Origin of the sequence: Streptomyces atratus, from assembly GCF_040655115.1 — a bacterium.
In the GTDB taxonomy this organism is placed as follows: domain Bacteria; phylum Actinomycetota; class Actinomycetes; order Streptomycetales; family Streptomycetaceae; genus Streptomyces; species Streptomyces atratus_D.
This window is the reverse complement of sequence record NZ_JBFAJH010000040.1, coordinates 1-20,911: the sequence shown is the minus strand read 5'-3', so window position 1 is coordinate 20,911 and position 20,911 is coordinate 1. Positions and strand designations below refer to the sequence as shown.

Here is a 20,911-nt window from a genome sequence, read left to right as displayed (position 1 = left end):
CACCCGTCATGACCATCGAGTGGCGATACACCACCCATCACGACCTCGGCGTCCTCTCCCTTGCCGGATACCTCGGCCCGGACGCCGTGCACCGTTTCACCGGCGCCGTAGGCTGGGTCCGGGCCCGCGGTACCGGACCGGTGATCCTCGACCTGACCGAACTGCGCGGCTGGTCCACCGGAGGCCGGCTCGCCGTGGCGCAGGCCGCCGCCCAGCTCGCGGAAGAAGGACGGCACCTGGAACTCGCCGCGATCCCCGCCGACGGCAACCTCGTCCCGGATGGCACCCACCCGCCGATCCCGGTCCACTGTGACCTGCGCACGGCCCTCGCCACCCACCGGGGTCCGGCCGGGGAGGGACGGGAGTGGCGCACCGACAACTGGGCCGGCGCCGGTAACAACGCAGACCAGAGCCACACGTAAGACAGCACCGGAACCCATGAGCAAGGAAGCACCATGAGCGACGTCATCGTGAAGGACAGCAACGGAACCGCGCTGGCAGACGGCGACTCCGTCACCCTGACCAAGGACCTGAAGGTCAAGGGCACCTCCGAAACCCTCAAACGCGGCACCCTGATCAAAAACGTCCGCCTCACCGGCAGGACCGGCGAAGTCGAATGCAACACCAGGAAGATCAAGGGCCTCGTACTGAAGTCCGAATTCCTCAAGAGGGCCTGACCACGCCGCACCTCACGTGTCCCCCGCCGTTTGGACGGGGCGACACGCCACGCCCCATCGCGCCCGAATCCGAGTCAGTCGATGCATCCGGTCAGGGCACGCAGCGCCGCGTCACGGTCGGTATGCACGGTCGGCGGGATGCCAGGGCCGGCCGTGAGGGTGGACATGGGAAGCGAGCCGGCGCCGGACGGAGCGAGCGGGTGGACGCGGTCGCCCCGTTGTCGTGCGAGATCGAGAACCGCGCCCGCCCTCGGGACTCCGGCCCCGCGAGGCGCTCACGTCCAAAACGATCGGTCCACCGGCGTGCGAAGGGGCCTCGTGGGGCGCCCGGTACGGCCGCACAGATCCCCGCCTGCACCAAACCCCGCTCTATCGATCTTACTCATTGCCGATCTCGGCAATGAGTAAGGTCATCACGTAGGTGTGAACGCGCGAGGATGACCCCATGGTGAAGTTCTTTGGGTGCACGCGCTCTACCGGACACGAACGGCGGAGACCCTGTGGTCGCATGGCTGCCAGGCGACGAAAGGGGTCAAGCCGGTGAGCGCGCCGCTGTACCAGCTGAAGGCCGAGTTCTTCAAGACGCTGGGCCATCCGGTCCGGATTCGTGTCCTGGAACTGCTCAGCGAGCGTGAGCACGCGGTCTCCGAGATGCTGCCGGAAGTGGGCGTCGAGGCGGCCCATCTCTCTCAGCAACTGGCCGTGCTGCGCCGCGCCAAACTCGTCACCACCCGCCGGGAGGGCTCGGCCGTGTACTACGCACTGGCCAATCCTCACGTGGTGGAACTGCTGGGAGTCGCGCGGACGATTCTGTCAGGGGTACTTGCCGGGCAGGCCGAACTCCTCGCCGACCTTCGCGCCGCAGAGCCTGGCGGTGTGCCACGGCGTCGCAAACCGTTGTAGCCGACAGCCCCCGTACCTGACAGCTGTGTGACCTGGGCCACCGGTACTCGAACGAGGCCCCGGGCGGCGGGCGACCGCATGGCCGACGCGACACAGGTGACCTCGGAACTCGTCACCATCGCGATCCGCCATGACGGGGGCCTCATCGGGACGTGCACTGCGTGGGCCGGGTACGGTCATGAGTCGCTCAGCGACGCGTAGTAGGCGCCGAGTTGCCGCAGATACGACGGATCGCCGGTGTCCTGGTCGCGTGCGAACTGCGGCGCCTCCTTCACCTGTTCCTTGGTGCAGCTGAGGGTGATCACCTGACGCTCGGCATCGACCGAGGAAATCATTCCCACCGGAACGGCGAGACTTCGGCCGAATTTCCAGACGCCCGCGTCCACGACCAGGTGGTCGAATTCCGGGACGAGTGAACGACGGTCCACTGTGCCGATGGTGTCGTCGACGGCCACCACGGTGAATTCGGTGAGGTCCGCGTCCGCGAGGTCATCCATTGCTACGGGGCTCCGCCACATGGTGGTCACGGTTATGCCTTTCTGCTGTGCCATGCTGTTCGGATTGAGCATGTGCCCCGGTGGACGTCCCGTCACACGGGCCGTTCGTGCATGCGAGTGAATGACGGTCAGGCCCCTTCGCGCTCGTCTTCTTATCGAGGGCATGAACGGTGCCTGGCTCTCTCATGGAAGGCGTCCTCGAACGGGTGGTGCCGGTGCCCTCTCCGCCGCAGGGGCGAGGAAGGCACCGGCGAGTGAGGCGGTGGGGCGGCCGGAAGGTCCCGCGGCCCCGAGGCCGCCGGTCCGCTTCACCGCGGGGCGAGCTCGCCGGCCGTGTCGCGGCGAAGCGGTCTCCCGGTCTCCTTCACGTCGAAGGCCCGGACGATCTCCTGGTCGACCCGGTTGCCCGCATCGTCCCAGGCCGTGGCCGTGAGCGACACGTGGTCGACGCCGTGCGGGATCCTGAGGTCCGTCGTCCACCCCCCGCCACGCACCGGCTTCGGCGGAGCCGTCTGCCAGGTCTTCCCGTCGTCGAAGGACAGGCTCAGACTCGGCGCCCGGCCGCCCCGTAGGCGGAGGGGGTGGACTACCCTCAGGCCGCCCTGCGTGTCGCGGTCCACGCTGTCCTCCGCGGCCTGCCGTGTCGGGTGTCAGTGCCTCTCGGACCGATCCCACGCGGCGGGACGAAAGCCCCACAGCAACACCCGTGTGCCCGACTCGGCTCGCCCGCGAGCGCGTGACGGGTGACGGTGAGGTGTGACGGTGTCGCGGCGGGAACACTTGGCGGAGGACATGGAGCGGGCCGAGAGGCAGGTGACCGGGGCGCTCGGTCGTCTGGAGCGCAGACACTTCCTCACCCTTGCCATGGCTGGTGCGATGGCGGCCGGCTGCCGCTCCTCCGTGGCCAGGGGGCCCCGCACCGAGACCGCCCCGTCCGGTTCCGCCCGCCTCACCGCCGACGGTGAGCGGTCCCGCGCGGGAGACCCCGACTGGCGTATTCGTTCGGAGGGAACGCCCGAGGCTGTCCAGGGGTACACCGACAGAGTCAGCGTGCTGCCGGGCGAGGAGTTCGGTCTGTACGTCTCCACGACCGCTTCCGGCTTCCGAGTGTCGGCCTACCGGGTCGGCTGGTACGGCGGGCAGCAGGCGCGCCTCGTGTGGCGCTCGCGCCGTCTCGCCGGCTCGGTCCAGGCTCGGCCCCGACTGCTGGTGGCCACTCGTACCGTGCGGGCCGACTGGCGCCGCACGCTCGGCGTACGCACCGACGGCTGGCCGGAGGGGGCGTACCTGCTCCTGCTGGAAGCGGACGACGGGCACCAGCGCTATGTGCCGCTGATCGTCCGTTCGGCGTCCGCCGTGGGCAGGACATTGCTGATGCACGCGGTGTCGACCTGGCAGGCGTACAACACATGGGGCGGGTACAGCCTCTATCAGGGCGAGGACGGTGCGTACGCGACACGGTCGCTCGCTGTCAGCTTCGACCGGCCCTATGACCGCAGCGGTGCCGAGAAGTTCATGGTCTACGAGAGGGCGGTGGTGGTTCTCGCGGAGCGGCTGGGAATTCCGCTCGCCTACACCACGGGGGTGGATGTCCACCGCGAACCCGGCGTGCTTCACGGCGCCAGCGCGGCGCTCTCCCTGGGGCACGACGAATACTGGAGCCCCCAGCAACGGGACCACGTGACCCGGGCTCGTGACTCCGGTACCAATGTGGCCTTCCTGGGCGCCAATGCCTGCTTCCGCCGGATCAGGCTGGAGCGGGGACCCACCGGCGACGCACGCACCGTGGTCTGTTACAAATCCGACTACCGGGCAGATCCGTACGTCACCGACCATCCGGCCATGCCGACCCATGACTTCCGGCAGCCACCCGGAGCCGACCCCGAATCCTCCCTGACCGGCGTCCTTTACGAGGGCTATCCGGTCGACGCTCCGTATGTGGTCCATGCCGACGGTCACTGGCTCTTCGAAGGGACCGGGGTCAGGCGAGGCGCCTCCTTCGACCATCTGGTCGGGGTGGAGTACGACCGGGTCACCCCGGGGATGCCCACCCCGGCGCCGCTTGAGGTCGTTGCGCACTCCCCGCTTGTGTACAAGGGCGAGCCAAGCCACGCCGACTCCGCGTACTACACGGTGCCGAGCGGATCGGGTGTCTTCGCTTCCGGGACGATGCGGTGGGTCGAGGCCCTCATGGCCGGAACCCAGGAGAACGGCCGCAACCATGGAATGGACGCACGCACCGGGCGGTTCGTCACCCGCACCACGGAGAACCTGATCCGCGCTTTCGCGGAGGGTCCGTGCGGCCGGAAAAGACCGAGGCCCCAGGACAATGTGAGCACCCTCTACGCGTCGCCGACACACTGAACGCCTCCGCCGTCCCGGACGGCCTCCCGCTTGCCCTGGGATACACGGTGTCGGCCCGGAACGGACCCGGATCCTGGTGCACATCGAGACGGCGGCGGTGCCGCGGAGGCAATCCTGTGCTGCTGGATGGAGCCGGGCGGCAAGGCGCATCACCATCAGAAACGTAAAGACCGCCATTTCCGACAAGATCCGTTCGAAGACGACCCACGTAGTGGAGCAGGTGCAGAACAGAATTGGTGCGGGGCCGAACGGTGTACCGATGTATCGACCGCGTATCGATGACTCACACGGCGGCGAGAGAGATCTCGGTCGACTTGATCAGAGCGACGACGGAGGAGCCGGGGGTCAGGTCCAGGTCGTTGACGGCGTCCTTGGTGATCGCGGCGGTGAGTTCGCCGCCCGGAACGGTGACCTTGACGGAGGCCATGGCGCCGCCGGTGGCGACGTCGCCGACCGTGCCGGGGAGCTGGTTGCGGATGGACAGCCCCTCGACCGCGCCGGTGGCGAGTGAGACCTCGGTGGACTTGACCAGGGCGCGTACGGCAGAGCCCTCGGCGAGGTCGAGTTCCTCGACGGCCTCCAGCGTGATGGCCGCAGTGATGTCCTGACCGCCGTCGAGACGGACCTTGACGGTTGCCATGACTTCGCCCGGAGTGATGGCGGTGACGGTGCCGGGAAACTGGTTGCGGATGCTCAGGCTCATGAGGGAACGCCTCGCAGAAAGGTGTGGATTGTCAGAATTTGCCCCTACGGTGACCCCTACCGTAGTCGGGTCGGGTGTGGCTGTTTCGCGGCTCATCGCATCCGCCAGGAGAAGGGGCGGGGCTGCCTGGTAGATCGGGACTGCCCGGAAGTCGCGGAGTTCCGGGCCTCGAGTCCTCGGCGTTCGGGGCTTCCGGCCCCGGCGGGAGGCAGGCGCTGCGTCAGGCCGGGTACGCGTGCGCCTGCGCGGCCTTGACCGTCGCCCAGACGGGGGCGCCGGGATGGAGGTCGAGTTCGGCGGCGGCGACGGTGGTCAGGTCGGCGGTGAGAGGGAGTTCGCCGGTCAGGTCCGCGCGGATCCGGTCGCCGTGCGTTTCGAGTCTGGTGACCTCGCAGGGCCACAGGTTGCGGGCGCTGGAACCGGTCGGCCGGTCGCGGTGGAGGGTCACCGCACCGGGCGGGAACGCGACGAAGACGGGGCCGATGAGGTCTTCGGTGGTGGTGATCGCCGGGCCGGAGTCGAGTCGTACGGTGTGGCCCTCGGCCTGCCCCTTGTAGAGGTTGAGGCCGACGAGTTGGGCGATGTAGTCGGTACGCGGATGGCGGGCGATGTCGGCGGGGGCGCCTTCCTGGACGACCCGGCCGTGCTCGATGACGACCAGCCGGTCGGCCAGCACCATGGCGTCCAGCGGGTCGTGGGTGACCAGTACGGCGACGGCCTCGAAGTCGGCGAGGTGGCGGCGGAGTTGGGCGCGTACGTCGAGGCGGGTGCGGGCGTCGAGTGCTGCCAGCGGCTCGTCGAGCAGCAGCAGCCGGGGGTGGGTGGCCAGGGCGCGGGCGAGCGCGACGCGCTGGGCCTGCCCGCCGGAGAGCCGGCGGGGTTTGGCGCCGGCGTGGTCGGCAAGGCCCATGCGGTCCAGCCACTCGGCGGCCTGTGCGCGTGCCTCGGCCGTGGCCGCGCCCTGGCAGCGGGGGCCGAACGCGATGTTGTCGAGGGCGGAGAGGTGTGGAAAGAGCAGGTAGTCCTGGAAGACGACGCCGACCGGACGGGACTCGGGCGGCGTACGGTCCAGCGCGACGCCGTCCAGGTGCAGATGACCGCCGGTGAGCGGGGTGAGACCTGCCAACGCGCGCAGGGCGGTGGTCTTGCCCGCGCCGTTGGGCCCGAGGAGCGCCACGACTTCGCCGGGCGCGGCCGCCAGCGCCACGTCGAGATGGAAGAGGCCGTGATGGACGACCAGACGGGTGTCCAGGCCCGCGGCGGGTGGGTCCGTGGCGGGGAGGGCGCCGGTGGCGTCGTCGATGTCTGTCATGAGGGGTTCGTCCAGCGGTCGCGCGGTGGGGGAACGGGAACGGACGCGTCTGTGGTCCGGCACCTCGGCGATCCGGGGTGGACTGCGAGTGCCTCACAGGGGGTTCTGGTCATGAAGCCGTCATCCAACGGTCCCGCAGCGCGGCCAGGACCGCGATGGACACGGTGAGCAGGACCAGGCTCAGCGCGATGGCGGCGGCCGGGTCGTTCTGCAGGGCGAGGTAGACGGCCAGCGGCATGGTCTGCGTACGGCCGGGAAAGTTGCCCGCGAAGGTGATCGTCGCGCCGAACTCGCCGAGCGCGCGGGCCCACGCCAGCACGGAACCCGCTGCGATGCCGGGCGCGATCAGCGGCAGGGTGACCCGGCGGAAGGCGGTGAAGCGGGAGGCGCCCAGCGTGGTGGCGGCCTCCTCGTACCGGGGATCGGCCGCGCGCAGTGTGCCCTCCACACTGATGACGAGGAACGGCATTGCGACAAACGCCTCCGCGACCACCACGCCCGCAGTCGTGAACGGCAGCGTGATCCCGAAGGCCGAATCCAGCCACTGCCCCACGACTCCGTTGCGTCCCAGCGCCAGCAGCAGTGCCACACCGCCCACCACCGGGGGCAGGACGAGCGGCAGCGTCACCAGGGCCCGTACGAAACCCCGCCCCGGGAAGTCGGTGCGCGCGAGAAGCCAGGCCAGTGGAACGCCCAGCACCAGGCTCACCGCGGTTGCCGCGGTCGCGCACACCAGGGACAGCTGAAGGGCTTGCCATACCTCGGTGCTGGTCAATTGGTCCGGCAGGCTGCGCCAGGGAGCCCGTACGAGAAGGGCGATCAGCGGCAGCAACAGAAACGCCAGGCCGACGAGGGCGGGCAGCAGAAGAGGCAGAGGCACCCTGCCCCGGGTGTCCGCCCGGACGCGCCGGCGCCGCGGCCCGCCCCCGCGGGCATCGCCACCCACGAGGATCTCGTCCTCGGCGCCGGACCTGCCCAGCTCGATCACGGCTTGAGGAACCCGGCCGCCGTCAGGACCTTCTGACCCTCGGCGGACTGCACCAGGGCGATGAACGCCTTCGCCGTGTCGGCGTTGGGCGCGTCCTTGAGCAACGTGATCGGGTAGTCGTTGATGGCCTCGGCGGACTCGGGGAACTCCACGCCCTCCACCTTGTCGCCCGCCGCCTTCACGTCGGTCTTGTAGACCACGGCGGCGTCGGCCTCCTTCAGCTCCACCTTGGTCAGGGCGCTCTTGACGTCCTGTTCGTACGAGACCGGGGTGAGCTTGAGCCTGCTTGCGTCCAGCGCCCTCTGCGCGGCTGCCCCGCACGGTACCGTCTTGTCGCACAGCACGACCTTCAGGCCGGACTCGGTGAGGTCCTTGAGGGAGGAGACCTTGTCGGGGTTGCCCGGCAGGGTCGCGATCTCCAGCTGGTTGCGCACGAAGGTGGACGGCGTTCCGGCCGCAGCGTTCTTGTCGGTGACGATCGCCATCGTCTTGGGGCTGGCGGCGGCGAAGACGTCGGCCGGGGCACCACCGGTGATGCTGGCGGCGAGAGTGTCACTGCCGCCGAAGTTGAAGGTGACCTTCGTGCCCGGGTGGGCCGTCTCGAACTCCTTGCCCAGGGTCGTGAAGCTCTCCTTGAGCGAGGCGGCGGCGAAGACGGTCACCGTGCCGGAGAGCTTCTCCGACGAGTCCGTGGACGCGGAGGCGGAGGAGTCCGACGTGGGCGAGGAGCTGTCGGACGAGGAGCAGGCGCTCAGTGCCAGCAGCGCAGCGGCGCCTGCGCCGGCCGCCTGCAGGGTCCAGCGGGTCCGGCGTGCGGAACGGGTCATCACGGGTTCTACTCCCTCTGGTTTCTTCCGGAGGAGTCCGTCGGACTCCTCCGGGGTCTCACGACAACCACGTTGGTCGACTTGATCAGGGCAACCGCTGGAGCACCGGGTTCCGGCTTCAGCCCCTCAGCCGACTCCTGACTGATCATGGACACCACCCGGTACGGCCTGGCCCGGATCTCCCTCTGCGCCGAGACCTCTCCGAGGGGCCCTCGGTGACGATGCCGGAGCGGCGGTTGCGCGCCGAGGATCCGCTGTTCGTCTGCTCGGTGCGGTGCAACTCCCGGACGAAGGAGGCCAGTTCCGGCCCGGGGATCATCCGGCGGTCCAGTTCGTCACGCTCGGCGTGCGGTTTCCCGCAGTCGGCCCAGCGCCGCAGTGTGCCGGCGCTGACACTCATCAAGGCGGCCGCTTTCCCGATCCGGTGGGTGTGCATGTGCAGATCATACTGCCGCAGATGCGAGGTGGAAGTTCCCTGTGGCGTCGCATGAGCTGGACCACGAATAGATAGTGGTGGGCATGTGCGTTGATACGGGACTCCTGCCCGGGTATCGACATCCGGGAGGTGATCGCCCGTGAGTCATTTCCCGACCGCCGCCGATCCGGTGGCAGAGGTCGCCCTGACCGGCGAGCTCGCCCGCCCGGCCCGGCTGACGGTGCCCGATCTGCTCGCCTGGCCCCAACACCGAGTACGGGTGAGCTTTGAATGTGCCACCAGCGGCACCCAGCGCCATCGCTTCGCAGGTCCGCCGCTCCACGACGTCCTGGCCGACGCCGGCCCCGCCTTCGACCCCACCCGGCGCACGGACCGCCTGCGTTTCCTGATCGCCGTGACGGGCGCCGACGGTCAGCACGCCGTTCTGTCCGGGGCCGAGATCGACCCCGACTTCGGCCGTGCGTCCGTCTTGCTTGCGGCCACCATCGACGACACCCCGCTCGACAGAGCAGGCCCCCAGATCGTCCTGCCGCAGGACCGCTGCGGCGCCCGGCACATCAGCCTCGCTTTCCGCGCAAGCCCGGTACGCGGCGGGCGCCCGCGAGATCCTGGAATCCTGGCTGGACGGCACTCCGATCCGCGACGAGTTCCTGATCGTCGACGGCGGGGTGCTGGCCGGTGCGGGGGCGCACTCCTACTCGGTGAAGGTGTGACCTGCGGCCGTCGCCCGTACGTGTCCGCTCAGGCGCGGTCGATGTGCACGCTGGTCGACTTCACGCGGGCTGTGGCCTCCACGCCGACTTCCAGGCCCAGCTCTTCCACTGCCTCCCGGGTCAGCAACGAGACCAGCCGGTGCGGCCCGGCCTGGATCTCCACCTGGGCCGCGACATCGCCGAGCTTGACGGCGGTGACAATGCCCGGGAAGGCGTTACGGACGGAGGTGTAGGAGACATCTCCCTCACCACCGGTCTTGGCGATCTCGACCGAGAAGGCGGCCAGATCCCGCCCTTCGATGAGCCGCCGCCCACCCGCGTCACGATGTGTGGACACTCGACCGGCATCCGCCCATCGGCGCGCGGTGTCCGGGCTGACGCCGAGAAGACGTGCCGCCTGTCCGATTGTGTAGGATTGCATACGCGCCAAGTTAGACTCATTTTCCTTGCATTTGCAAGCTTTTATGTCTACTGGCATGGCATGCGTCGCAACCGTCGAGCGGGCTGCGGCCTCCAGCCCGCACCGAGGTACGCGAGGGCAGGATTGGTCCCGCGCGGTCCTGCGAGGGCTCTGGGAGAAGATCCTCTCCCAGAGCGCCGTACGCCGCTACCGACCACACCACCCCATCCACGAAGTGGCGCCGGCAGGTCCGCGCGAGAGGGGGCCGGAAGGAGGACCCCAGCGCGGTCCTTCCGGACAGCCGGACCGTACGCGCCTCGCTCAACGCGCCCGCCGACACGGCCAGAAGTCGGGTAATCAAGGTTGCGTCAAAGCGGGACGGAATGAAACGCGGGAGCGGCCACCTGTGACTACAACTGAGGTGGAGGTGAACCCCCATGCTTCAGTACCTCTCCCGGGACCGGGTTGCGCTTGTGGCGGCCGTGGCACTGCCGCCGGTCGTGTGCGCGGTGCTGGTGCCCTTCCGGACCAGCATGTCCAACACCAATGCGGCTCTGGTGCTCGTCGTCGCCGTGGTGGGCGTGGCGGCGCTGGGCCATCGCCTCGCAGGCGCGCTCACCGCGATGTCCGCGGCGGTGTGGTTCGACTTCTTCCTCACCCGCCCCTACGAACAGTTCGGGATCACCAAGTCCGCCGACATCACCACCGCCGTGCTGCTCCTCGTCGTCGGCGTCGTCGTCTCCCAGCTTGCGGCCCGCGCCCGGGAACTGAAAGTGATCGCCATCACTGACGAGGACTACCTGGCACAGATCCACCACACCGCTCGCCTTGTCGAGGCCGCCACCGGCCCGCACACCGTGATCGACCACGTGCGTGGGCAACTGGTGGGGCTGCTCGGCCTGAGCGGCTGCCGCTTCGAATACGGCACCCTCATCGGGCACCCGCCCAGTCTGAGGGAGGACGGCAGCATCTCCTGGGGTCGCCGGCGCTGGGACGTCGACCGCAACGGACTGCCGGGCGAGGAGATGGAACTGCGGGTCTTCCACAACGGGCGCTACTACGGCCGGTTCATGCTCCAGGCCGCACCGGGCGCCGCCCCGCCGCTTGCCGCGCGCCTCGTCGCGGTGACCTTGGCCAACCAGGTCGGCACGGCACTCGACACCATCGGTCACGTGCGCGCTTGAGGCCGGAAGTCGCCGGTTCCCCCCGCTGGGCGGTGAACGCTCCGCCGGCGCGCGGATGGTGTCGAGGAAGCCGGGGACGGCGGGGGTGAAGGCGCGCATGCGCATCAGGTCGGCGTTGACCACGTTGATGCCGATCTTGATGCTGATCAGGTCGGCGGAGGGTGCCGCCCAGGGCGCGTGCGGTGAACGGGTCGAGCAGGGCGCTGCCGCCCAGGCCCAGGTTGATCAGTTCCAGGCCGCCGAGGGAGGCGGCGTGCGCGGGGCAGGTGGTGGTGGGGCTTGCGGCGTCGGAGCCGCGGCTGATCGAACTGCCGTGGTGCAGCCACACCTTGCGGCCCCGAGGAGACGGCAGCCGGATGCTCAGCCGACACGAGGGATCTGCCGGGCGAAACGGCGGACGGCATCGGTGAAGGCCTGCGGATCGTCGAAGTTCGCGAGATGTCCTGCCCGTGGGATCAGTTCGACGCGAGCGTGCGGATGTGCGCGGGCGAAGTCCGCCTCTCCGGACCGGAAGACGGTGTCCTTCTCGCCGTTCAGGATCAGTACAGGAGCCGTCACATGACGCATCGCACCCGGGTCGAAGCGTCCGAGTACGTCGCCCCAGGCGGCCGGCAGGGTGTGGAAGGCGTAGCCGGAGCGGATGGTCGCCCCCACCACTTCCGGCGGATACAACCGCCGCAGCAACCGGTCGTTCCACCGGGCCAGCCGGTCCGCCGGTATGCGGGGGACCAGCCCGGCGACCCATCGATACGGCGTTGCCCACGGGCCGCAGGTGGAGGCGCTGGCCCCCGCGAGGACCAGCCCGCGCAGCTGCTCCGGACGGCGCCGCGCGAACTCCAGTGAGGCGTAACCGCCGAGCGAGTGCCGGACGACAAGGGCCGGCCCGCGGCCGAGCGAGTCCACTGCGGAAGCGATGATGTCCGTGGCAGTGCTCAGGCTCCAGGGCTGAGCGGAGCGTGCCCCGTGACCTGGCAGGTCAATGGCCGCAACCGGGAATTCTCCCCGGAGCGCCGCGAGCTGCACGCTCCACTGCCCCGCGCTGAAGCGCGTCCCGTGAACGAAGACGATGGGCGTTGCATCCGCCTCTGTCATCAACCCCCCAGGTGACGTCGTCCTCGAACCGACTCTAGCGACGGGCGGCCGGGAGGTACTGAAGGGTGCTCAGCCAGGTCAACTGCGAGGTGGTGACGTGTGTCCATGACACCTGTGGCTGGAGGAGTGTGACGCGCTCCGAGCAGCACGAATGGGGCCTGCCGTACATCTGGCCCTTGATCGCTCCAGCGACTGTCGTAGGCATCACGGAAGCGCGGACAGAACCCGTCGGGTGGCCACTGTGAGCATCCCAAGTCGGCCAAGGTTCCTGGCTGACCCGGTATGCCGTGCCAGGCTGCCGACCCGGCTCTCCCGACCCCCCGCCGGCAGCCGCCGAGGGCCAACCGTGTGACCTGCCCAGCTCCACGGCAAGAGGAGTACCGCTGAGCCGGCTTGCCGCGCCTATCGTGAAAAGACACACCAGCGGCGGCGTCGAGGCGGGACAGGCGTGACGGAACCGGAGATCGATTACGCAGCGGTGTTCCAGGCCCTGCCCGGCGCGGTGGCGCTGCTGACCCCGCAGCTGGTCTACGCGGACGTCAACGAGGAGTTCTTGCGCGTGATGGGCCGCACCCGCGGCCAAGTCATCGGCCGCTACATGCGCGACGATTTCGCCCACAGCCCGAACCACCCCGGCGCGGCCGTGGTGCGCAACATCGAGGCGTCCCTACGCCGGGTGACGGAAACCGGCGAGCCCGACTCCATGGAGCTCCAGCGCTACGACATGGAGGAGCCCGACCGGCCCGGGGCGCGGGGCGAGCGCTACTGGACCATGATCAACATTCCGGTCTTCGGTTCGGACGGGCGGGTGACGCTGCTGTTGCACCGCGTGGAGGAGGTCACCGAACTCATCCGCGCCCGCGTCGTCGCGCTGAGTCTGCAAGAGGCGATGCTGCCCGCTCTCCGCCCGGTCGGGCGCCACCAGGCGGCCGTACGCTACCGGCCCGCCATCGACGCGCTGGATGTGTGCGGTGACTGGTACGACCTGGTCGACCTGCCCGGCGACCGCATCGCGGTCGCCGTCGGCGACGTCGTCGGCCACGGCCTGCCTGCGGCCCAGGTCATGGGGCAACTGCGCAGCGCGCTCAGCGCCGCCTCCCGCGTCACCGACGGCCCCGCCCGTGCCCTGGAAGTCCTCGGGCTGTACGCCCGCTCGGTCGACGGAGCCGAGAACACCACCGTGGCCAACACGTTCATCGACTGGAACGCCCACTCCATCACCTACAGCAGCGCCGGCCACCCTCCGCCGGCTCTCCTGCACAAGGACGGCACCGTCGAGTTCCTGGACCAGGCCACCGACCCCCCGCTCGGCGCCCGCCCTGAACCCGCCCCCCGGCCCCAGGCCACCGTGGCCTTCACCGAGGGGTCCGTCCTCGTGCTGTACACCGACGGCCTGATCGAGCGCCGCCGCGAAGACATCGACACCGGTCTCGCGCGGCTTGCCCGCTCTCTGGCCCGCCACCGGGCAGCCGACCCCGAAACTCTCGCGGACGCCCTGCTGGCCGACCTGCTCCCGCTCGGCGGCGTCACCGACGACACCGCCCTGGTCATCGTGCACCTGTGACCCGGCCCGCCATGCCCGCAGCAGCGCGCTCCAGCTGTATTGACCCGCAGGGTTGATCACGTGGCTGATGGATGGCTTCCTTCCGCGAGGTCGTGACCGATGGCAACCGGCTGTCTGCGGAGTCGGCCGCGGACTTGTGCAGCGCCCACATCGTCCATCTGCCGTGGGTGGTGGCCATGCGGCACTACCTGGCCGACGGCGGGCTGTCCGCGGTCGGCACGTGGGTCTCTGTCGTCACTCGCGACACCGGCGTCCTTGCTGCTAGCGGCCGGGCTGCGACGGCTGCCCAACCGTCGCCCGGTGTTGCGAAGTGCCCAGCCGTGCGGGCGAGCTCGTCCTCGAGGTCGTCGAGGGCGTGGCGGGCAGCGGCGATGCGTTCTCGCAGCAGATTCGCCTCCTCCGGTTCCTGCTGTGTCGGTGGCTCTTCCGTCTCCAAGTCCCGTGCCTCGTCGAGGGAAGTGATGACCACGCCGATGAGGACGTTGACCAGTACGAAGGAGGCGAGTAGGACGTAGGACGCGTAATAGACGATGCTCCAGCGGGAGATCTCCAGGCCGGCGCGGACGGCGTCGCCGATGCCGTCCAGGGTCATCAGGAGGAAAAGGGTGAGGACGGCGCGGCCGATCGAGCCGAAGTGTTCGGGGTCGTGGCGCGCGAAGAAGACCCAGCCCACCATCGCGTAGACGTACAGCAGCAGGGCGCCCACGACCAGGAAGCTGAGTGTACCGGGAAGGCTGCGGGCGACCGCCACCAGGAAGACGCGCAGCTGCGGCAGGAAGCGGGCTGTACGCAGAACCCGGGCCAGCCGCAACAGCCGTAGCACGGTGGTGTTCTCGCGCACGACGGGCAGGAACGCACTGAGGACGACGGCGAGGTCGAAAAGGTTCCAGGGATCGCGGAAGAAGGCGCGCGGGCGGTCGGCGTGGGCGGCCAGGCGCAGCACAATCTCCACCGTGAACGCGGCGACGCAGGCGTGCTCGGCAAGACGCAGCCACCGATACCAGTCGCCCACGAGTCCGCTGTACGTCTCCATGCCGAGCAGCGCGGCGTTGGTGAGGATCAGGGTGAACACGGTGGCGGCGAACCAGCGCGCTTCCGTGAGGGTGCGGCACCGCCGCGCCAGGGATACCCGGGCTGGGGTCACTCGGGCCGTGGGGCCGCCGTCCGTCATCCTGCTCTGTTCCTCCGTGCAGCACACTGTTCCCGGCCAACCAGGCTGGAAGGCGGGCTTGTTGAGCGATCATGCTCCAGGAGAAACTTCTACAGCAATGTAGAGAGCGATGCGCAGCCGGTACGCCGTTCCGGTCGTCATCCGTCCCCCTGGGAGAGCAGATCTGATGTTCGGCCTGAGTGAACTGGCTCTGATCCTCCTCGTCGTCGTTGTGGTCCTGGGGGTCAAGAAGCTGCCCGAGCTGACACGTTCGGCGGGCAAGGCGGCCCGCATCTTCAAGAGCGAGGCCAAGGCGTCGAAGAACGGCGACCGGTGAGCATGCGTCGGCCCACCGCTCGTCGAGGACTGGCCGGCTGCACCTCTGCCGTCAGGCCGCCTGCGGCTGCAGGAAGCGGGCCAGTAGGTCGTCCAGGCCCACCGTGCCGGTGAGACGAGTCGTCGCAGACATGGGTGAGCACAGCCCGGCGTCGGCGTAGGAGAGCGATCGCATCGGTGCCCGTCGTGTCCTTGGACAGTCCCGGTACGGGGCGGGCCGGCCCGCAGGCGACCATGGCGCGTCCCTGGGCACGGACCGACGGCGCGTCGCGGGCGTGGGCCGAGCCGACAACAGTGCCGTTGTCGCGGATCGGAAGGGGGCTTCGCCTCCGACCGCCGAGCCGCGCCCGGAGGGAGTACCCGCCCAGAGCCACGTAGCCTGTCACGCGTTCGCGTCGTCCTGGGCCGGCCGGATCCTTCGCAGGCCGAACGCGGCCGTCTGCTTCTCCTCGTAGGAGGGAAGCCCAAGGCTTCGGTGGAAGGCAGCGTTCTTCTCGCCCTCGGGCGTCGACACATGGTCCGTGGACGGCACGTGAAGGAGCGGCAGTGTGCGTACCGTTCCTTCACGTGCTCAAGCAGTGCCCGGCGGATGCCCTGCCGGTGGAACGTCGAGTTCACCAGCAGGTCCTGTACCCAGCAGATGCTCTCGTCGTCGGAGACCGTTCGCACGAGCTCGAGGAGCACGCCCGACTCGTCTCGGGCGGTGATGACCAGGTGCGGGTTCGCCAGGCCACGGCACAGCCTATCGACGTCGCAGGTATAGCCCACCCACTCGACGGAGTCGTGGATCTCGAACGTCTCCTCCGGCTCGAACACATCCCCTTTCGTGATTCGCACTCATCCCCCACCCCGCCCGGTCACGTTCCACCGGCTCCCCCTCGTCCGCAGGTCTCGTCCATGAGCACGGCTGACCGCGCAACACCCGGTTTCCGCCGCCTCCGCATCCCCCTATTGATCTTGTCGGACACGCAACGTCCGATCCCGGGGAGCCGGAACAGGCCGGACCTCACCGACAGAGGCGACCAGTCCACAGATCGCCGTACCGAGTCGAGCCGCCAGCGGCACAAGACGCCACGCGTCAACCCCACACGTCGTCACGTCTGATTGCGTTGCGTTGGGTCGCCTATGCGGTGTTTGGGTCATTGTGAGCCGTTCCCGCTGTCCAGCGCCAGTAGAGCTCCGGCTCCGCCTGTTTGTTGCAGCTGACAAGACCGAGTCGTGGGTGCTGCGCCATCCTTGAATTCCAGTACGGGGGGAGTGAACGGTCGTCCTGGTAGAGGCACATGCCTTTCTCTCCCGCGATTCGCCATGCCGTGCGCCTCCAGGTGGTACTCTCCCACGGCATGTGTGTCCATTTCTGTTCCGGACGTGATGCGTCACATGGTGCCAGGTCGGCGCTGCCGGCCGTTTTAGTGAGGCAATATCCTCTATAAAATCGTGTTCTGATTGTTCCGTCGTCTCTGATTTCCCACTTCTGCGCGCCGGTTCCATCGCAGGTGTTGAGCCGGACTGCGTCGTACTTCGTTTGCGTGCTCACCGCTTCGAGGCACTGCTCCGGGTCCCTGCTGCTGAACTCCGTAGTTCTTCCAATGTCTCCCATGATTTCTCCGGGGCGTGGGTTCCGGTGATTTTGTTGGTACTGACGGTGAACCCAGTCCGAATCGTCGTGCTGGAGCGGCCCCTTGTAGATGTCAGTCGTGGGACAATTTTTCTTGGAATGGCAATCGGTATTCGCGATGTAGCGTCTGACGGCCGCTTCCTTTTCGGCCACTTGTTCAGGGGACAGGTTGGGCTCAAGTGGCGACATGGTGTATCCGAGATAGGATGTGACGTGGATACCGGAGAGGTATCCGGCTTTTCTGAAGTATCTGGCTCCGATGCCGTGGTCGCTGTGGTCGACCTTGCCGCGGAGACCGAAGGCGAAGGAAGCGTTGTCGTAGTCCAGCGTGAGAATACGTTGCGCTCTTTCCTGCCGGGCGAGGTCGGACAGGGTTCGCAGGAGCTGGTCCTCGGTGTAGCTTTCCACGCCTTGGAACAGCTGAATCTGTGTGCGGTTCGCCAGGAACAGTTTGAGCATGCTCTCGCTTTCCTGCCCGTGCGGAAGCCCGTCGTGCAGTCCCAGGAAGACCAGTTTGACCGTTGATTGCGAACTGCTGCCGAGGCTGAAGGATCTGATGCTGCGACCGTTGACCCGTGTGCTGTTCTCGGTCCAGCGATCTGGGGCCCCGGCCAGCTCCGCGTAGGCCGCGCGCACGCCGTTCTCTCTTCTCGCGACATAGTCCCGGGCTGCCTGTGGGCTCTTGCCGTCATCGCCCGCGGTGAGATAGACGGTGGTGACCGCGCATCCGGCACGGATGGTCTTCCTGATCTCCGGGTCGATAAAGTAGAGGTCGTCGTCGGGATGGGCGACACCGATCATGGTGCGTTGGCATCCGTGAGGTTCTTGTGCCTCCTTCGCCGTCTGGTGCGACGTGGGACCCGCGACCCTGTTCGCGAGAGGGGAATCGTTCGGAGAGCACGATGATCCCAGAATTGCGTAAATCGCCATCGCCGTAGCGAGAATCAGCCGATGCGCCGAGCCGGATTTATTGTTGCTCTTCGTGCACTCCACTCAACCATTCCGTCCTTCTCATCCTTTTGGCCCGCACCACGTCCATGCTGGGCGGTGCCCGCGGCAGATCATGGTCGCGAGTGTGACACCTTCGGTGAGGCCCCTCGGGGCTTCACCGAAGCGCACAACTCATAGGAGTACCGGTAGTTGGAGTGCACAAAACGACCGACTCGCCGGGACGATCGAATATCCGGTGAGTGAAGGGGTTCTCACCGTTCCGCCCGGTGAGCCCACGAACTGACTGACGCGGTTGAATGGTCGGTACCGGAGATCACCGCGGCACTCCCGGCTCCGCGAGGAGACTCCCTGTCTCGGGGGGAGGGGGGCACGGCCTTCCTGCGGCGGTCCAGGAAGCTGTGAGCCCGGCAGACTCATCAGCACCAGCTGACAGAGCGTCACTTGACGCCCCCTTGGCACGGCATGTGATCCGGGAGTCGAAGGCGCCAATCGCCACTCGGCCCTGCGCTGCTTCGCCCTCAAGGGCACCGACCCATCGCAGCCACGACGAGCGGTACGCCGCCATCGGCTCCTGCATTCGCCAGCACGACAACCAGGCGCGACCGAAGACCAGCTTCGCCCCGGATTCAGCGATCCGCACCGGGTATCGTCGACGATTCTGCTTGTCGAGCACGTCCAGGCGGACAAGCTCCTGCTGCCTGTGGTCCGGGCGGTGCCGGGAGCGCCGGTTCTCCGCGCTGGCCCGGTGATGAACCTGCGGGTCGCGGGCTCATTGGCCGCAGGAGTGTTTCGGGCTGCCGTACCTCGCGGGAGCCATGTCGGTCCCGCCGGGCTGTCCTGCCGTCAACAACACTGATCGTTGTGGCGGATACGCGCGGAAGTCGAGGTGTGGGGTCGGCCGGACCGCCGGGTCCCGGCGCCCAGGTGCCGGGACCCAGCAAGGAGCAGCTGCGTGTGCTGCGCCGGGTGGGGCGTGAGTGGGGGCGGGTGTCGGCCGCCCCTGAAGTCTGGCGCCGTGCTTTGCCCGTGGATCCCGATCTCGGGAGGTTTCCGCCTCCGGTGGAGATCCGCCCCGCGCGGTTCGGGCGTCTGGTGGCGATCTCTCCGCTCGGGTCCCGTTCTGCGGGCGAACAGGTCGACACGGGAGGCCTGCCCTCAGGGTGGCTGGGAGGTGCACGGGCACGGGCCAGGCGGCTGGTGCTGGGAGCAGCGCTGAAGAGCTCTGCCGTGGTGCATGAACGAATGCGCAAGCTGGTGGCGCTTCCCGTGTTGTCCGCCGACGCCCTCTCGTCGGTCGCATACGGACCCGAGGCGATGCTGGCAGTCCTCGCACTGGCCGGTACCGCAGGGCTCACCTACTCGTTCCCCGTCGCAGGCGCGATCGTCTTTCTGATGCTCGCGGTCGGCCTGTCGTACCGGCAGACGATCCGGGCCTATCCGCACGGCGGCGGCTCGTACATCGTCGCCGGCGACAACCTGGGGCGGATTCCTGGCCTCGTCGCCGCGGCTGGGCTGATGACCGACTACATCCTCACGGTTGCGGTGTCGATCGCCTCGGGGATGGCGGCCATCACCTCGGCGATTCCATCGCTCACCAGCGAAACCGTCCCCATGGGTGTCGGCGTGATCCTGCTGCTCCTCGCGGGAAACCTGCGAGGCATCCGGCAGGCGGGCGCCTTGTTCGCCACTCCGACCTACGCGTTCATCGCCGCCATGTTCGCGCTCGTCGCAGCCGGGCTCGTCGACGCGGCCGGCCAGGGCTTTCAGCCGCCTCTCACACTGACGGTACCTGTCAACGACACGGTCGGTCTGCTCCTGATCATGCGTGCCTTCTCGTCAGGGGCCACGGCGATGACCGGGATCGAGGCGATCTCCAATGCCGTACCGGCGTTCAGGTCCGTCGAGTGGCGCAATGCCCGCACCACCTTGACCTGGATGGTCGGCCTGCTCATTGTGATGTTCGCAGGAATCGTCGTCCTCATCTACTGCACCGGGGTGATGCCGAGCGCCCGCGAGACCGTCCTCTCCCAGCTTGCGCGTCTGACCTTCGGCTCGGGGTGGATGTACGTCTTCATTCAGGCTGCCACGGCCGCGGTACTGCTCCTCGCGGCGAACACCGCATACAACGACTTCCCTCGGGTGCTCTCCCTTCTGGCGCGCGACGACTACGCACCACGCACCTTCATGAGACTGGGCGACCGTCTGGCCTACAGCAACGGCATCATCCTGCTGTCCGTCACCGCCGCCCTCGTCTTCGTCGCCTTCAACGGCCGGACCGCCTCGCTCATCCCGCTCTACGCTGTCGGTGTCTTTCTTGCTTTCACCCTGTCGCAGACCGGAATGGTCGTCCATTGGTGGCGGCGGCGAAGTCGGCACTGGCGCAAGAGTCTGCTCTTCAATGCCATGGGCGCACTGCTGTCAGCAGTTGTGTTCATGACTGCGGGCATCAGTAAATTCACCTCAGGTGCCTGGGTGGCCATCGTCGCTGTCGGGCTGTTCCTCCTGGTGACCACTCGGATCCGACGGCACTACGAAGCCGCCCGTGTCGCCCTTCAACTGCATCCACACGCCATCGAGCTGCCCGCACACGCCATCGCGGGGCCGGTCACGCCATCGCAGTCCCCGGTCCAGCACGAACACGGCGTTCGCGGCGCCGAGATGAACCGGGAGAGCGAAGAACTCCCCGAAGAGGTCCGTCATCTGTGCATCGTCGCCATCGCGACGCTGGACCTCGCAAGCATGCGCACACTTGCGTACGCCGCCTCACTCCAGCAGCCCGTTCTCGCGCTTCACATCAGCGTCGCCGAGGACGAGGCACAGCGCTTCCGCGACTACTGGTCACTGTGGGGCGACCATCTCCCGCTGGAGGTGATTGTCTCTCCGTACCGCGCGGTCGTCGCACCCCTGGTCCGCTACCTTGAGGCACTTCACCGGCAGCATCCAGAACTCACCCTTACGGTGATCGTCCCAGAGATCATCACCTCGCGGCGACGACATCAACTCCTGCACAGTCGCACGGCCATCCGCCTGCGTCGTGCTCTGCGTCCACTGCCCAAGATCGTCATTACCTCGGTCCCGTTCCACCTGCCGTCGGACTGACCGCTGAGCCCGGATCCACCGGCTTGTTTCCGGAGTGATCGTTTCGGGGTTGTCTTGGCGGTCGGCGAGATGATCTGGCTGTTCGGGCAGGGAGTAT

At 68.1% G+C, this 20,911-nt stretch carries 21 protein-coding genes and 3 pseudogenes; 10 read left to right on the top strand and 14 right to left on the bottom strand.

Translation table 11 applies throughout. From position 1 onward, the window contains the following. The first annotated feature begins 8 nt into the window (after positions 1–8). From AB0I23_RS30765 to AB0I23_RS30755, 3 genes are all read left to right on the top strand, one after another. The gene (locus AB0I23_RS30765) at positions 9–422 is read left to right on the top strand and encodes an anti-sigma factor antagonist (protein ID WP_359114167.1); all 414 of its coding nucleotides are present in this window, start codon (positions 9–11) and stop codon (positions 420–422) included. Between the two features lie 33 nt (positions 423–455). Next, entirely contained in the window at positions 456–677 is a 222-nt protein-coding gene (locus tag AB0I23_RS30760; protein WP_359114165.1) for an alkylphosphonate utilization protein, read from the top strand. 540 nt (positions 678–1,217) lie between these two features. After that, positions 1,218–1,580: an ArsR/SmtB family transcription factor gene (locus tag AB0I23_RS30755; protein WP_359114163.1), complete on the top strand. Its 363-nt coding sequence runs from the start codon at positions 1,218–1,220 to the stop codon at positions 1,578–1,580. A 176-nt stretch (positions 1,581–1,756) separates the two neighbouring features. On the opposite strand, the gene AB0I23_RS30750 is transcribed toward AB0I23_RS30755, so the two are convergent. Continuing rightward, positions 1,757–2,131 carry a hypothetical protein gene (locus tag AB0I23_RS30750; protein ID WP_359114161.1) on the bottom strand — a complete coding sequence of 125 codons (375 nt, stop codon included), beginning with the start codon at positions 2,129–2,131 and terminating at the stop codon, positions 1,757–1,759. A 254-nt stretch (positions 2,132–2,385) separates the two neighbouring features. Further along, the gene (locus tag AB0I23_RS30745) at positions 2,386–2,697 is read right to left on the bottom strand and encodes a hypothetical protein (RefSeq protein WP_359114159.1); all 312 of its coding nucleotides are present in this window, start codon (positions 2,695–2,697) and stop codon (positions 2,386–2,388) included. A gap of 172 nt (positions 2,698–2,869) precedes the next feature. Here AB0I23_RS30745 and AB0I23_RS30740 point away from each other — a divergent pair, with 172 nt between their 5' ends. Then, entirely contained in the window at positions 2,870–4,441 is a 1,572-nt protein-coding gene (locus AB0I23_RS30740) for a N,N-dimethylformamidase beta subunit family domain-containing protein (protein ID WP_436847025.1), read from the top strand. Positions 4,442–4,724: 283 nt separating this feature from the next. Here AB0I23_RS30740 and AB0I23_RS30735 read toward each other — a convergent pair whose 3' ends face one another. From AB0I23_RS30735 to AB0I23_RS30715, 5 genes are all read right to left on the bottom strand, one after another. Continuing rightward, entirely contained in the window at positions 4,725–5,144 is a 420-nt protein-coding gene (locus AB0I23_RS30735; RefSeq protein ID WP_359114158.1) for a TOBE domain-containing protein, read from the bottom strand. Between the two features lie 220 nt (positions 5,145–5,364). Then, entirely contained in the window at positions 5,365–6,456 is a 1,092-nt protein-coding gene (locus AB0I23_RS30730; protein WP_359114156.1) for an ABC transporter ATP-binding protein, read from the bottom strand. A 109-nt stretch (positions 6,457–6,565) separates the two neighbouring features. Beyond that, a complete protein-coding gene (modB, locus tag AB0I23_RS30725) occupies positions 6,566–7,435 on the bottom strand; it encodes a molybdate ABC transporter permease subunit (RefSeq protein ID WP_359114246.1) in 870 nt (289 codons plus the stop codon). A 5-nt stretch (positions 7,436–7,440) separates the two neighbouring features. After that, positions 7,441–8,271 carry a molybdate ABC transporter substrate-binding protein gene (modA, locus tag AB0I23_RS30720; protein WP_359114154.1) on the bottom strand — a complete coding sequence of 277 codons (831 nt, stop codon included), beginning with the start codon at positions 8,269–8,271 and terminating at the stop codon, positions 7,441–7,443. A 145-nt stretch (positions 8,272–8,416) separates the two neighbouring features. Next, positions 8,417–8,707 carry a hypothetical protein gene (locus AB0I23_RS30715; protein ID WP_359114152.1) on the bottom strand — a complete coding sequence of 97 codons (291 nt, stop codon included), beginning with the start codon at positions 8,705–8,707 and terminating at the stop codon, positions 8,417–8,419. 139 nt (positions 8,708–8,846) lie between these two features. On the opposite strand from AB0I23_RS30715, the pseudogene AB0I23_RS30710 reads away from it, so the two are divergent. Together AB0I23_RS30710 and AB0I23_RS30705 are read left to right on the top strand one after the other, a co-directional pair. Next, positions 8,847–9,299, top strand: a pseudogene (locus AB0I23_RS30710) (molybdopterin-dependent oxidoreductase); the annotation flags it as partial. Further along, positions 9,262–9,420 (top strand): annotated as a pseudogene (locus AB0I23_RS30705) (NAD-dependent formate dehydrogenase); the annotation flags it as partial. The pseudogenes AB0I23_RS30710 and AB0I23_RS30705, both read left to right, overlap by 38 nt. Positions 9,421–9,448: 28 nt before the next feature. On the opposite strand, the gene AB0I23_RS30700 reads toward AB0I23_RS30705, so the two are convergent. Then, the gene (locus AB0I23_RS30700) at positions 9,449–9,841 is read right to left on the bottom strand and encodes a TOBE domain-containing protein (protein WP_359114150.1); all 393 of its coding nucleotides are present in this window, start codon (positions 9,839–9,841) and stop codon (positions 9,449–9,451) included. A gap of 416 nt (positions 9,842–10,257) precedes the next feature. Here AB0I23_RS30700 and AB0I23_RS30695 point away from each other — a divergent pair, with 416 nt between their 5' ends. Then, positions 10,258–11,004, top strand: coding sequence for a DUF4118 domain-containing protein (locus AB0I23_RS30695; RefSeq protein ID WP_359114149.1), 747 nt, complete (start codon positions 10,258–10,260; stop codon positions 11,002–11,004). Between the two features lie 30 nt (positions 11,005–11,034). Here the strand turns inward: AB0I23_RS30695 and AB0I23_RS30690 are convergent. Then, positions 11,035–11,344, bottom strand: a pseudogene (locus AB0I23_RS30690) (lipase); the annotation flags it as partial. A 20-nt stretch (positions 11,345–11,364) separates the two neighbouring features. Then, complete coding sequence (locus tag AB0I23_RS30685) at positions 11,365–12,096, bottom strand: alpha/beta fold hydrolase (protein WP_359114148.1); 732 nt, start codon at positions 12,094–12,096, stop codon at positions 11,365–11,367. A gap of 448 nt (positions 12,097–12,544) precedes the next feature. On the opposite strand from AB0I23_RS30685, the gene AB0I23_RS30680 reads away from it, so the two are divergent. Further along, positions 12,545–13,660 carry a PP2C family protein-serine/threonine phosphatase gene (locus AB0I23_RS30680; RefSeq protein ID WP_359114147.1) on the top strand — a complete coding sequence of 372 codons (1,116 nt, stop codon included), beginning with the start codon at positions 12,545–12,547 and terminating at the stop codon, positions 13,658–13,660. 184 nt (positions 13,661–13,844) lie between these two features. Here the strand turns inward: AB0I23_RS30680 and AB0I23_RS30675 are convergent, their stop codons facing one another. Further along, on the bottom strand, positions 13,845–14,831 hold the full coding sequence (locus tag AB0I23_RS30675) for an ion transporter (protein ID WP_359114146.1): 987 nt from the start codon (positions 14,829–14,831) through the stop codon (positions 13,845–13,847). Positions 14,832–14,997: 166 nt separating this feature from the next. Between AB0I23_RS30675 and AB0I23_RS30670 the strand changes: the two genes are divergently transcribed. Then, positions 14,998–15,147 (top strand): twin-arginine translocase TatA/TatE family subunit, encoded by a 150-nt coding sequence (locus AB0I23_RS30670; protein WP_359114145.1) that lies wholly within the window; start codon positions 14,998–15,000, stop codon positions 15,145–15,147. A 51-nt stretch (positions 15,148–15,198) separates the two neighbouring features. Here AB0I23_RS30670 and AB0I23_RS30665 read toward each other — a convergent pair whose 3' ends face one another. From AB0I23_RS30665 to AB0I23_RS30655, 3 genes are all read right to left on the bottom strand, one after another. Next, positions 15,199–15,321, bottom strand: a complete 123-nt coding sequence (locus AB0I23_RS30665) for a hypothetical protein (RefSeq protein WP_359114144.1) — start codon at positions 15,319–15,321, stop codon at positions 15,199–15,201. A gap of 207 nt (positions 15,322–15,528) precedes the next feature. After that, positions 15,529–15,678 carry a hypothetical protein gene (locus AB0I23_RS30660; protein WP_359114143.1) on the bottom strand — a complete coding sequence of 50 codons (150 nt, stop codon included), beginning with the start codon at positions 15,676–15,678 and terminating at the stop codon, positions 15,529–15,531. Between the two features lie 591 nt (positions 15,679–16,269). Continuing rightward, a complete protein-coding gene (locus AB0I23_RS30655; protein ID WP_359114142.1) occupies positions 16,270–17,565 on the bottom strand; it encodes a ricin-type beta-trefoil lectin domain protein in 1,296 nt (431 codons plus the stop codon). Between the two features lie 1,392 nt (positions 17,566–18,957). Here AB0I23_RS30655 and AB0I23_RS30650 point away from each other — a divergent pair. Continuing rightward, the gene (locus tag AB0I23_RS30650; RefSeq protein WP_359114244.1) at positions 18,958–20,814 is read left to right on the top strand and encodes an APC family permease; all 1,857 of its coding nucleotides are present in this window, start codon (positions 18,958–18,960) and stop codon (positions 20,812–20,814) included. Positions 20,815–20,911: the final 97 nt, after the last annotated feature.